Genomic DNA, 13,137 nt, shown 5'->3' on the forward strand with positions numbered 1-13,137 from the left:
TAATATTTTATATGTTTTAGCAAAATCATTGAACTTGTTGTTTAACTGCTTTTAATTATATTTACCACTATATTAAATAATATTCCCTATAACATTATAAAAATTTTAATTTTAATTTTTTGTGTGAATTTCCCATTAGCTATATTGATTAAAATATATTAAGCATGAAATAATTCAATTGCTATAAAATAAATACTCATAAAAAAGATATTAGCAAATTATACTAATATCTTTTTTTATTATAGTTTAAAAGTAAATTTTATTTATATGCTTTAAATTTTTTAAGTCTAAGTGCATTACCTATTACAGACACTGAACTTAAACTCATAGCTGCTGCTGCAAACATTGGATTTAATAATGGTCCTCCAAATATATATAAAACACCTGCTGCTATTGGTATACCTATTGTATTGTATCCAAATGCCCAGAATAGATTTTGTTTAATATTTTTCATTGTTTCTTTGCTTAATTTTATTGCTGTTGGAACATCCATTAGATCACTTCTCATTAATACTATATCTGCAGATTCCATAGCTACGTCTGTTCCATTTCCTATTGCTATACCTATATTAGCTTGTGCTAATGCCGGAGCATCATTTATTCCATCTCCTACCATTGCCACAAACTTACCTTGTTTTTGAAGTTTTTTAACTTCGTTTGATTTATCTTGTGGTAAAACTTCTGCAAGTATTATATCTATTCCAACTTCTTTTGCTATTGCATCTGCTGTTTTTTTATTATCACCTGTAACCATAGCGACTTTTATTCCCATACTATGAAGTTTTTCTATGGCTTTTTTGCTACTGTCTTTAACAACGTCAGCTACAGCTATTATACCTGCTAGCTCATTTTCTATAGCTATATACATAGGTGTTTTTCCCTGTGTTGCAAGTTTATCTGACTTTTCTTTTAAGTTTCCTAGCCCTATTTTTTTATCATCCATAAGCTTTTTATTACCAAGTATTACAGTCTTATTATCTATAGTTACTTCTATACCATGTCCTGGTATAGCCTTGAATTCTTCTACTTTAAAAGCTTCTACATTTTTTTCTTCACCATATCTTACTATAGCCTCTCCTAGTGGATGCTCTGATCCTTTTTCTGCACTAGTTGCTATCTTTAATAGATAGTTTTTGTCTATATCTTTACTTACTACTATGTCTGTAACCTGAGGTTTACCTTCTGTAATTGTTCCTGTCTTATCAAATATTATTGTATCTATCTTATGTGATAACTCTAATGCTTCTCCACCTTTTATTAATATACCATTTTCTGCACCTTTTCCTGTACCTACCATTATTGCTGTAGGTGTTGCTAAACCTAGTGCACATGGGCAAGCTATTACAAGAACTGATATAAATATAGTTAACACAAACTCTAAATCTTTGCTTCCAAATATAAACCAAAGTAATGCAGATACTAAAGATATTGTTATTACAGCTGGTACAAAGTACCCTGATACGGTATCTGCAAGTTTTGCTATTGGCGCTTTTTTACCTTGTGCATCTTCAACTAACTTTATGATTTGAGATAAAACAGTATCTGACCCTATCTTTTCTGCTCTAAATTTTATACTTCCATTTTTATTTATACTTGCTCCAGTTACTTTATCTCCTACATTTTTTTCTACAGGTATACTTTCTCCTGTAAGCATAGATTCATCAACTGAAGTATGACCTTCTATAACTATACCATCTACAGGTATCTTACTTCCTGGCTTAACTATTATTATATCTCCTACTTCTACTTCTTCTATTGATATTTCTATCTCTTTTTCATCTTTTATTACAATCGCTGTCTTAGGCTGAAGTCCCATAAGTTTCTTTATTGCTTCGCTTGTTTTACCTTTTGATTTTGACTCTAAATATTTACCCAGTAATATTAGAGCTATTATTATTCCAGCACTTTCATAATATAATTGATGGTGTCCATGACCTACCATCATGTCTGTAGTTGCCATTTTAAATGTAGTGTATGCACTATATAAAAATGCTGCTAAAGTTCCTATCGCTACTAATGAGTCCATATTAGGACTTTTATTTATTAATGCTTTAAATCCATTAGTATAAAACTTATTACCAGCAATCATAACTGGAACAACTAGCAACAACTGAATTAATGCATAATTTAATGGATTTAACATAGGATCTATGATGCTTGGGACTGGCCATGGTCCAAATGGTTTTGATATCATCGGACCCATAGCTATATAAAATAGTGGTATTGAAAATCCTACTGCAATTATAAATTTAGTAAATAAAGATTTTATTTCTTTCTCTTTTCTTATCTTGTCTTCATCTATATTTGGAATCTTACTTTCACTCTTTTCTAATACTTTATAACCTGCTTTTTCAATAGCATTCCTTATTTGTGTTAGCTTTAGCTTGGATGAATCATAGTTTATGGTAGCTTTTTCAGTAGCTATATTTACATTTATACTATCTATTCCATCTAATTTATCTACTACTCTTTCTATCGCTTTTGCACAAGATGCACAAGTCATCCCCCCTATTTTAAAGTCTATCTTACTATATTTAATATCTTCTAATAGGTTGTATCCTGCTTTTTTTACCACCGATTCTAAATCCTCAAATTTAACTTTATCACTATTGTATTCTATATTAATTTTTTCCGTAGCCATATTTACACTTTGGCTAGTTACTCCATCTATTTTCTTTACAGCTCGTTCTACTGCTTTACCACAAGCTGAACATGTCATTCCTGTTACTTTATAATTTCTTTTTATTACTTTGCTCATATTAGCACTCCCTTCATATTTTTAATTTATATTTGATTTGTATATTAATAAATATTTGTGTATTTAATTCAGCCGCTTTACAAATCTAATATACCCCCACAGGGTATATCTTTAATATAATTATATATCTTATTTTTTATTTGTCAATAAACTTTATAAAAAAATTTAATTAATAATAGTTATTTATACTAACACTTATTTTAAGTCTAATTAAGTAAATATTTTTCTCTAAGATGCATTTTATAATAACTTATATCAATTTATAAACTTAATAGAAGCATTAAAAGGATGAATCACCTAAAATATAGGTAATTCATCCTTTTAATTTTTCTATTTTATTAAATTATTATTTATAACTTCAAATTAGTAGTATATATTTATCCTAATATTTGTATTTCTATATTTTGTCTTCCAAAGCTATTGCAATCTGATTCGCTATTCATAAATATATCTATTTTATTACCTTTTATAGCTCCACCACAGTCTTCTGCTATAAATACCATATTAAATTTAGGTATATATACTCTAGTTCCGTATGGAATTACTGAAGGGTCTACTGCTATAGTTCCCCATTTAGGAGTAGTTCCTGTAGCTGTTATAGTATGTCCTGAATATGCACTTGCATTTACAGTCATTGAGCGTCCTGTATTATTGTTAGAAGAAGTAGTTTTATCTTCTTCATTATTATTTTGAGAATTATTTGATGCTACTTCATTGCTGTTTACATTATTATTTGATACTACTGCATTATTATTTTTAGCAACAGATTTTTTAGCAACTGAAGCTTCTTTTTGTAATTGTCTGACTTGAGTTTCTGTTAATATATACTCTTCATTTACCCAACCAGTTTTTTTGTCATCATATTTAATTTTGTACCAATCATCTTCTACTTCTAAAATTTCAACATCCGTTCCTTTACTTAAAAATTCTATTTTAGAATCTTTTATTGATGGTCCTTTTCTTACATTTAATTTATCTACAGTTGCTTTAGCTTTTTCGTTGCTAGTATAATCTGAATGTATCCATCCTTCATTTCCATCAATTTTAATTTTATTCCATTCCTTGTTTTTTTCTAATATCTCAACAACAGTACCTTTATCTAAAATTTCTACTTTAGATTCTTCTACAGATGGTGCTTTTCTTACGTTTAATGTTTCTGTTCTTACTACTTGTCTTTCTACAGCGTGTACAGTATGTGTTGAAGTATATAACCCTCCAACGGCTAAACCTATGGTTAATATTAATGATTTTTTGATATTTTTATTTTTCCTCATAAAATTCCTCCATTTAATTTATAAAATTTATATATGATTAACTATCTTGTTATAAAATTCGTTTTTTAAAATTTTGTTACTGTTTTGTAACTTGATTATTAGTCTAATATAATTTTACTTCTTTGTAAACACCTCATTCTGCAAAAAGTGACAAAATAGTTACACTTTTTTACAAATAATAACTTTTTTTGACAGTTATTATTCCTTAGAATTCTAAGGGTTCAAATGTATTTTTTAAAATTTGTTTTTGTTTGTAAAAAAAATTTTATTTTTTTGTTTAAAATACTTAAATTTATTACTTAATTTTATATATTTTTGTATTCTTGGATACTTTTATTAAACGTAAAAAAGACAAGTTGTTGTACTTATTTTCTTTATTTCTCTATTTATGATTTTTTATCTAAATATATCAGTTACGTATTTTTACATGTTTCACAGTAAAATATTAAGTTATATAAATAAGGTGTAAGTATAATTAACATTAAGACTTTACCTTAGTAATGCCTTATGTAACACATCAATATTAATACTAATATTATACATAAATTAAAGTATTAGGTTGGTGATAATATGAAATTTAATCCTGATAAACTAGAAACAACTTTTATAGAACCTATGACCCCTTATGGCCCTATTGAAGGTAGGAAATATACACTTACACATTCTGATGAGACTGGTATGATGTTTTTAGACATAGCCGATGAATATAATTATAAAGTTATAAATCAAGATTTAAGAGATGAACTTTTAGGTACATGGAGAATAATATATGATAATGATTACGGATTATTTTTATATGCCTATATTGGAGATTTAGACTATTTTTCTGCTTTGATGAAGTACAGTGCTTTTAAATATCATATGAATTTAGCATTACAAGCTATAATTTATGGTGATAAGGACTTAATAAAGGAATATCCTAAACTTATTAATTCTCCTATTTATGTCAAATTTGATTCTCTTTTTCCAATATTTAATAATTACGAATTTTATGGATATGTAAAAGATTATATAATCTAATTTTAATAATAAAAGTATATTTTTAGTATAAAGATATTTACTTAACCCTGTAAAATATATTTTATACAGGTAAATTTTAATATTTACATCATATGTTATAAATTTTTTATGTAGCCTAAAAAACACCTATAATTATATAATTATAGGTGTTTTTAGCATTTATTCTTAATTTCTTAAGATGTTTTTTCTATTAATAAATTTAGCTTTATAGATTTTGTAAAACTCCACATTCACTTTTCGTGTAATCTTTAGAAACTTTTTTTGACTTTATATTATTAATAAATATGCAAAGTACATCTGTGAAAATAAATATACTTAATGCTAGTACAATAATTTGTAACGGCATATATGATTCTGTTTTTAATACTAAAACAGAAAACCCTATGATAGTATAATGTATACAATACATTAAATTAGTATTTTTGCTCCATCTATTGATAGTTATTTTTATTATCTCCGGAATATACTGATATACAAAATGTAAAAAGCTTATCCAAAATAATGCAAAAACACATAATACAATATTACCCATAACATCTTGGTGATAATACTCTGTTTGGTATAATGCTCCAAAAGCTCCAAATTTCACATTGTTTACATAGGAATAAATCCATAGCATTATTGAAAGTGGTGTAGTTATAAATAATATGTTCCTATATAAAACAGTTTTATTTGTACATCTTATTAAGATTTGACCAAAATAGTATCCTAATATAGCAAATGTAATCCATGATAAGAATGGAAACCAAGAGAATTCATCAGTTCCCCATATTCCTCTGCAAATTATATTAATAATTTTGTTTTCAACAGTAGTTCCTCTTAAAAATATATTTAAGGTCATTAATGCACACCAAATTCCAAATAATCCTTTGTTTGAAATATTAAATTTCTTAATTAAAGAGAAAAATAAAAATGCCAAACCTGAAAATGCTAATATATCAATTCCCCATATAGATTCTAATCCTGATTGAATATAGCTCATATCGTTAGTTCTAATTGCTACTATAGTATTTGGGATTAAATCCATAACTATATTTAATCCATAACCTAATAATAATAAAGTTATCCCTCTATTAAATAAATATTTAGCAGTACTTCTTCTTGAATATACAATACCTACTCCAAGTAAAATTATAAATATCGGTGCTGAGAATGGACTTCCTAAAAATTCAACTACTCTATTATAAACACCACCCTCTATAGCTGAAGTTTGATAGTATTCATTAACATGTACCCATATCATAAATAAAATTGCTAATGCTTTAGCTAAATCTAAATCCTTCTGATATGAAGAATTAATTTTTTCTTTATTAAAAATATCCATACTTAATTTTCCCTTCTTTTATGTTTTCTAATATGTCCTCTAAGTCTTTATATTTTTAAATCTGCAACTAAAGATTTTAGCATATCACTTTTTGATTTTGTATTTTCTATTTGTTCAAAAATATCCTTAAATTTAACATTTATATTGTTTACATTCACACTTATACCTACTGATCCTTCTGTTGTTGTATTTGTTACTAAAACAACGTCATTTATTGAGTTTCCTATTGAATTAATACTTTCATTTAAATCATTAGTCATTTTGAAGAAATTATCAAATAATTCTTTCATAGTATTACAATCATGAGAATATTGATTACCCATTTCTAAAAACATTTCATAATCTTTAAGTATTTTCTTATCTAAAAATTCTAAAATATTACTAGATTCATTTGCTAAGCCTTTAACAGATGCAACAATTGAATTAGTTCTCTCTTGAATTAAAGAACTTACCTTTTTAGATTCTTCTGCCAATTCTTTTACTTCTTCTGCTACTACAGAGAATCCCTTTCCATGCTCTCCAGCCCTTACTGCTTCTATTGATGCATTAATTGCAAGTACTTTTGTTTGATCACTAATTCTAGAAATCATTTCAGCGCACTTTATTATTTCTTGAATTCTAGATGTTTTTTCTATAGATTCATTTAAATTAACCTCTACTTCTGAATAAACATTATCAAGATTTTCTTTAGACTCACTTACTATATTTTTAAATTCACTAAAACTTTCATTTATACAATTACTTTTGTCTACTCCACTCTTAGCATCTTCTTCTATCTCAACAATTGCATTGCCTAAAACTGTTGAATCAAACTTTATTTGTTCCATACATGCTGTTGTTTCTTCCATTCCCTGAGATACATTCTCAGATACATTTGCTATATCATTTACTTCTTCTGTTAGCATATTAACATTTGTATATATTTCATCTACTAATTTATTAATTAAAATACTCTCTTCTTTTATATTAGAAGTAATATTTTGTATAGATGTTCTAGTATTTTCTATAGAGTTAGCTATAAGTCCTATTTCGTCTTTTTTATTTAAAAGTTTCTGATTAACCTGTTTTGTAAAATCACCTTCTGAAATTAATTCTAGATCTTTTTGTAATTCAACTACAGGTTTAGTTATATTCTTACGAATAAAGCTATATGCAGCAATTGCTAGCATAGCACAAACTAATAATAAAGTAATTTGAATCTTAGATAACATTTTAAAAGCTTTATTAAAAATTTCTTGTTGTGGAATATCTGCTGCTATACCGCCTATTATTTTTCCTGAATCATCTTTAATAGGTATATAACATGACATAAGTTTTCCCCATTCTTCACTATCAATTATACCTGAAGTAGAATAAGTGCCTTCTAAAGCTCCTTTCATTTCATTCGTTACATCAGTCGATGCTATATCCATTCCTAATGTATCTAAAGTACCATCCTTAAATGAGTTAGCTACTACCCCATATTCTAAGCCATTTCTAGAATCATCCATATTATATGTATAAAGATAAAGTAATTTATTTTTATCTACAATTTGCGTTAACTTACCCTCTAGTTCTTTATAATAATTATCATCAATGCTTTTTGTTTTTAATACTTGCTGTAACTTATTTTTATCAATCATCTCTTCTATTGATTTAAGCATTCTTATACCTTCTTCAGAGCTAGTGCTAATAGATTCTTCTTTTATAATTTTCCACCCTAAAAATGATGAAAATATAAATAGCACTACAAATAGTACTGCTATATTTAAAAATGCCTTTTTTGTTGTATTCATATTTTACCCTCCATATATGTTGTTTTAACTATTTAGTCCAAGTTTTATTGTATCATTTTTTTACATATTTTTCCATGTTATAACTATTATTATAATATAATATTAATTTTCATAAATCTTCATTTATTCTAATTAATAAATTTTTTTAAGTCATGAAAAAACCGTATCACTTACCTGTGATACGGTTTTTTCATGACTTAAATTCATTATTATCTAAAATAATAACATTGGACTTATTTTCATTGGAGATTTTCTTTGTTTGATTTACAAGTTTTATAATATTTTTATATGATTGTTTTGCTCCTTTTATAAGCAATGGAACTCCTATAAAGTCAAGTTTTAACCATCTAGAAAATACTCCTCCAAAGGTCATTGGTAATGGAACTGTAGCAGATGTATTTGAAAATATAATTTTTTCATTTAATAGATTTTGCTTATGAAGCATCGAAGCTAAATTGTATAACCCTGGAATCAAAACCTTTGAACCCCCTCTTCCTACAGCATAAACTTTATTTCCACATTTATCGGTTCCATAATAAAAAAGTTCTCCACGGTTTCCATATACTAACTTATTAAAGTTCGGCAAGTTCAATATTTCGTCCTTAGTTGGCTCTCTGGTTTCATCCAATATTTCTAAGTGATAAGCAATTGCTAATATAGATGAGTGAGTACCTCCATAACAATTATATATGTATATCAATAAAATCACCTAATTTCTTATTTTTTACTTTTATTTAATATTTCTAGTATATACATTAAATATTGGAACTAAACAATATTTAAATAAAGTTTAGCAAGTATATCTAATATTTATAAGTAAATATATATCAATTGGATCCTCCCTGAATTACTTTTTTATATTTTAGTCGCATATATATATTTTAAACAAATTATTTTCCTATTATATATTCTTAATGAATAATTTATTTATCCTTTTTCTATTACATTTTAGTATAATAAACTCATAATTTTTATAAATAAACTTATCATTAACTTTTGGATATGAATCTAATTGACTATAAGCCCATCCTCCGATAGTATCTATATTTTCATCATTGATATCTATATATAAAAGTTGGCTAATATCTTCAATGCTCACTTTTCCATCTACAATATATGAGTTATCTTCAGTTTTAATAATCGAATCTTCTTCGTTGTCAAACTCATCTTGAATTTCGCCCACAATTTCTTCTAGAATATCTTCTATCGTTACTAGACCAGCGGTTCCTCCATATTCATCAATAACTAAGGCTACTTGTACTTTTTCTTTTTTAAATATTTTAAGAAGTTCACTTATTGGTACAGATCCTGGAATAAATTTAATCTCACGAATTATATTTTTTATATCTTGATTATTACCCTCAATCTTTTGCCTATATAAATCTTTAATATGTATAAATCCAATAACATTATCTTTATTTCCTCTACATACTGGATATCTAGTAAGATGTTCATTTAATGTATAAGATATAATATCCTCAAAAGAATCTTCTATAAAAATATTTGTAATATCAGTACGTGGTACCATTATTTCTTTAACTGTTTTGTTAGAAAAATCAAATATATTATCTACAAGAATCAATTCAGTTTTGTCTACTAAACCATGATTATAGCTTTCTTCAACTAATAGTTTTATTTCTTCATCAGTATGAACTGCTTCATGTTCATCAACCTGAGAAAGTCCAAATATCTTTAATATCCAATTAGTACTATGATTAAATACCCACATAACAGGATACGTCAATTTATAAAAAAGTATAAGTGGATATGCTGTACTTAAAGCTATTTTTTCGGAACTTATAATTGCTAGTGATTTAGGAACCAATTCTCCAAATACAATATGACAACCAGTTATAATTGAAAATGCAATAATAAATGCAACTGAGTGTTCAGCACTTGCTGGCAAATTGAATAGATTAAATATTGGCATTAACAGCTTTAAAACAGCAGGCTCTCCTATCCATCCTAATCCTAAAGATGCTAAAGTTATTCCAAGTTGGCAAGCAGATAAGTATGAATTTAAATCTTTAATAACTATTAAAGTTTTCTTAGCACGTTTATTACCTTGAAGATCTAAGGTTTCTATTCTAGACTTTCGAACTTTTACCATAGCAAACTCTGTCGCAACAAAGAATCCATTTAAAAATACTAAAAAAAATACTAAAAGTATATTTATAAAAATAATCATATATATATTTTTTCACCTCTCAAATTAGTATAAAGACAAATTACTATATGATTTATTATTAACCTTTTACAATAAAATAAAAGTTAAATATATTTATAAAGATATTTAACTTCTATTTATTTCATAAATATAAAATACATCTTTCATATTTTCAGTTAAATTACTTATATATAAACTTAAATCTCCCACTCTGCTATGATTAATTTTTAATTATATCAGGGTAGGAGACTTATTAAGTTGAAGACCACATCTTGTATATATTTTTTAAAATTATTGAATTAAATTATATTTCTTTATAAGTTTCTAACAATCTAATATAATGATTAGACTCCCTTAGTACATGATCTGCAAGAAGTGGAAGTATTATAGATCTTATTTTACAACTAGAGATTCCTTCTGTACCTGCTTGCTTAAAGTTTTTAAGTTGGATAGTTTTATCTAAAGTCTCGCCTGTAATACTATTTATTGTAGCATCTGTAATAGCCTGTGCTTCTTCCATTAAATCTTTAAATTCATGAGCAAACTCGTCTGCAGTATCAATCAAGTTCTCTTCAGTAGGATCAAGTAATCCTCTTATAAATTGTGAGTGTTCCATCATAATTTGATCCCAAAATAACTCTGTTTCTCTAATATTCTTAGTATCAATGTCAACTCTATTTTCAAGATCATTTACTAATGAAAGATATAATTTTGCTTCACGGAGTATATGTTCAATAAGTAATGGATAGTTAACTGTAAATAAATTGCATGACAAAATACCATTTAGTATTTTCTGCTTAAAATTAATAAGTCCTCCAAGAAGTCTCTGTGCATTTACATTAAGTTTGCTTACATAGTTTACTCGATTAAAGCTAACCTTAGGATTGTTTCCACTATGTAGTTCTGACTCCATCTTAGTTATATTTTGATTTATCTCTATACCTGTGAAATTTTGAGTCTTTATCTCTGCTCCTAATGTAAAATCAGTTATAAATTCCCCAGAGTTTAATACACTCGATCTTATTATCCCGTTGCTAGCACTTACTGCATATGATAGTAGTTTTTCAAACTCATTTTTATAATATTCTGCCTCATTAGCAAGACTTGAATCTTTAGGTGTAAACCCAGCTTCTAAAAAGAAAGAGTGTTCCTTCATTATTCTTGAAAAAAATAAATGTAGTTCAAGTGATAAAATAACATATCTTTGATCGTTTATCATAGTTCCTCCTAAAAATAAATATTTTACTACATTGTATGCATTAAAATATTTATTAGTTACAAAACAATAAAGGTTCTAATATAAGGGAGAATGCCATAATTACAAATCGATATATTTTCTATTATCTATTCCGAATTTACCAAAATTTAGATTGAATACTTGTTATAAAGTTCATTGTTATTTATTTTAATAATTAAAATACAATTTCTCCATCACTAATAGTTATAATACTATCTGCACTTTTAGCTATTTCATCATTGTGAGTTATCATAACCAAAGTCTGTTTGTACTCATCTACGCAAAACTTTAATGTATCCATAACTTCTTTAGTCGTTTTACTATCTAAGTTTCCCGTTGGCTCATCTGCAAATATTATTGAAGGTTTATTTGCTAGTGCTCTAGCAATTGCCACTCTTTGCTGTTGTCCACCTGATAATTCATTAGGAAACTTTTTTATTTGAGATTATAGTCCTAATTTTTTTATAATATCATTAATATAATTTTTATCTATTCTATCATTAGCTATTGATACAGGTAAAATTATATTTTCATACACATTTACTACTGGTATTAAGTTAAAACTTTGAAAAACAAATCAAAACTCTTTAACTCTAATTTTAGATAGTTTGTCATCACTTAATTTGTATATGTCTTTATAGTCTAAGAATATTTAATTTAACTTTACTAAAATCACTTATATCAAAAATATTTAAGGTTATAATTGTACACATCGCGTATCTTGCAAATCTAATAGAACTTATAAATACTATAACTGAACCTATTGTGAACATTTTTTATAATATATATAGCTTAATTGCTTGATAACACTCTATAGGCACTTTAATCCATATTCCATTCATATTGTTGCTAAAAATGATTTTTTTATCGCTAATACTAATATCATAAATTCCATTAATTATATATTTTTTATCCATTCTTTAAAACCTCCCCATCTTTTATAGTTATACATACATCTGATAATTTAGCTATATCATTATTATGTGTTATCATAACTAATGTTTGTCCAAATTTGTCTACACACATCTTTAAAAGCATTACAACATCCTCAGTACTTTTACTGTCTAAATTACCCGTTGGTTCATCTGCAAATATTATTTCTGGTTTATTTGATAAGGCCCTTGCAATTGCAACTCTTTGTTGTTGTCCTCCTGATAATTCATTTGGAAACTTATTCATTTTATCATTAATACCTAAAATACTTACTATTCCTTCTATATATTCTCTATCTACTTTTCTATTATCTAAAGTTATAGGCAATACTATATTTTCATACACATTTATTACAGGTATCAAATTAAAACTTTGAAATATAAATCCTAGTTTTTGTCTTCTTAAAGCAGAAAGTTTCTCTTCACTTAAACTAAATATATCTTGACCATCCAATAGTACTTTTCCTGATGTTGGAGTATCTAATCCAGCCATGCAATGAAGTAAAGTACTCTTTCCGGAACCACTTGGACCAACTATAGATGTAAATTTCCCCTTCTCTATAGATAATGTTACTTCTTTTAAAGCCTCACATTTATTTTCACTCTTTCCATATGTTTTTGTTAAACATGTTACATTTAATATATTCATT

The 13,137-nt window shown here is 26.5% G+C and carries 10 protein-coding genes and 1 pseudogene; 1 reads left to right on the forward strand and 10 read right to left on the reverse strand.

Going from position 1 to position 13,137, the window contains the following annotated elements; translation table 11 throughout:
- Nucleotides 1-259: 259 nt before the first annotated feature.
- A complete protein-coding gene (locus BLP75_RS03450; protein ID WP_092722941.1) occupies nucleotides 260-2,758 on the reverse strand; it encodes a heavy metal translocating P-type ATPase in 2,499 nt (832 codons plus the stop codon).
- Nucleotides 2,759-3,135: 377 nt separating this feature from the next.
- Nucleotides 3,136-4,032, reverse strand: coding sequence for an SH3 domain-containing protein (locus tag BLP75_RS03455; RefSeq protein ID WP_092722943.1), 897 nt, complete (start codon nucleotides 4,030-4,032; stop codon nucleotides 3,136-3,138).
- Between the two features lie 570 nt (nucleotides 4,033-4,602).
- Here BLP75_RS03455 and BLP75_RS03460 point away from each other — a divergent pair.
- Entirely contained in the window at nucleotides 4,603-5,052 is a 450-nt protein-coding gene (locus BLP75_RS03460) for a staygreen family protein (protein WP_092722945.1), read from the forward strand.
- 205 nt (nucleotides 5,053-5,257) lie between these two features.
- On the opposite strand, the gene BLP75_RS03465 is transcribed toward BLP75_RS03460, so the two are convergent.
- The 8 genes and pseudogenes from BLP75_RS03465 to BLP75_RS03495 all read right to left on the reverse strand — a co-directional run bounded on the left by BLP75_RS03465 (nucleotide 5,258) and on the right by BLP75_RS03495 (nucleotide 13,136).
- The gene (locus tag BLP75_RS03465; RefSeq protein WP_092722947.1) at nucleotides 5,258-6,376 is read right to left on the reverse strand and encodes an acyltransferase family protein; all 1,119 of its coding nucleotides are present in this window, start codon (nucleotides 6,374-6,376) and stop codon (nucleotides 5,258-5,260) included.
- Between the two features lie 47 nt (nucleotides 6,377-6,423).
- A complete protein-coding gene (locus tag BLP75_RS03470) occupies nucleotides 6,424-8,151 on the reverse strand; it encodes a methyl-accepting chemotaxis protein (protein WP_092722949.1) in 1,728 nt (575 codons plus the stop codon).
- A gap of 190 nt (nucleotides 8,152-8,341) precedes the next feature.
- On the reverse strand, nucleotides 8,342-8,851 hold the full coding sequence (locus tag BLP75_RS03475) for a DUF3189 family protein (protein ID WP_092722950.1): 510 nt from the start codon (nucleotides 8,849-8,851) through the stop codon (nucleotides 8,342-8,344).
- Between the two features lie 201 nt (nucleotides 8,852-9,052).
- Nucleotides 9,053-10,339 carry a hemolysin family protein gene (locus BLP75_RS03480; protein ID WP_092722951.1) on the reverse strand — a complete coding sequence of 429 codons (1,287 nt, stop codon included), beginning with the start codon at nucleotides 10,337-10,339 and terminating at the stop codon, nucleotides 9,053-9,055.
- A gap of 283 nt (nucleotides 10,340-10,622) precedes the next feature.
- Nucleotides 10,623-11,537: a DUF2935 domain-containing protein gene (locus tag BLP75_RS03485; RefSeq protein ID WP_092722953.1), complete on the reverse strand. Its 915-nt coding sequence runs from the start codon at nucleotides 11,535-11,537 to the stop codon at nucleotides 10,623-10,625.
- Nucleotides 11,538-11,730: 193 nt separating this feature from the next.
- A pseudogene (locus tag BLP75_RS18585) lies at nucleotides 11,731-12,207 on the reverse strand (ABC transporter ATP-binding protein); the annotation flags it as partial.
- Nucleotides 12,208-12,331: 124 nt separating this feature from the next.
- Nucleotides 12,332-12,472, reverse strand: coding sequence for a hypothetical protein (locus BLP75_RS18070; RefSeq protein WP_170139142.1), 141 nt, complete (start codon nucleotides 12,470-12,472; stop codon nucleotides 12,332-12,334).
- Complete coding sequence (locus tag BLP75_RS03495) at nucleotides 12,465-13,136, reverse strand: ABC transporter ATP-binding protein (RefSeq protein ID WP_092722955.1); 672 nt, start codon at nucleotides 13,134-13,136, stop codon at nucleotides 12,465-12,467. Before BLP75_RS03495 ends, BLP75_RS18070 begins: the two co-directional genes overlap by 8 nt.
- Nucleotide 13,137: the final 1 nt, after the last annotated feature.

The organism is Romboutsia lituseburensis DSM 797 (assembly GCF_900103615.1).
Classification (GTDB): Bacteria; Bacillota; Clostridia; order Peptostreptococcales; family Peptostreptococcaceae; genus Romboutsia_F; species Romboutsia_F lituseburensis.

What these genes read in the sequence shown, in the direction of transcription:
- BLP75_RS03495 (WP_092722955.1), bottom strand. Translation starts at nt 13,136, where the DNA reads ATGAATATATTAAATGTAACATGTTTAACAAAAACATATGGAAAGAGT.
- BLP75_RS03450 (WP_092722941.1), bottom strand. Translation starts at nt 2,758, where the DNA reads ATGAGCAAAGTAATAAAAAGAAATTATAAAGTAACAGGAATGACATGT.
- BLP75_RS03455 (WP_092722943.1), bottom strand. Translation starts at nt 4,032, where the DNA reads ATGAGGAAAAATAAAAATATCAAAAAATCATTAATATTAACCATAGGT.
- BLP75_RS03485 (WP_092722953.1), bottom strand. Translation starts at nt 11,537, where the DNA reads ATGATAAACGATCAAAGATATGTTATTTTATCACTTGAACTACATTTA.
- BLP75_RS18070 (WP_170139142.1), bottom strand. Translation starts at nt 12,472, where the DNA reads ATGGATAAAAAATATATAATTAATGGAATTTATGATATTAGTATTAGC.
- BLP75_RS03460 (WP_092722945.1), top strand. Translation starts at nt 4,603, where the DNA reads ATGAAATTTAATCCTGATAAACTAGAAACAACTTTTATAGAACCTATG.
- BLP75_RS03465 (WP_092722947.1), bottom strand. Translation starts at nt 6,376, where the DNA reads ATGGATATTTTTAATAAAGAAAAAATTAATTCTTCATATCAGAAGGAT.
- BLP75_RS03480 (WP_092722951.1), bottom strand. Translation starts at nt 10,339, where the DNA reads ATGATTATTTTTATAAATATACTTTTAGTATTTTTTTTAGTATTTTTA.
- BLP75_RS03470 (WP_092722949.1), bottom strand. Translation starts at nt 8,151, where the DNA reads ATGAATACAACAAAAAAGGCATTTTTAAATATAGCAGTACTATTTGTA.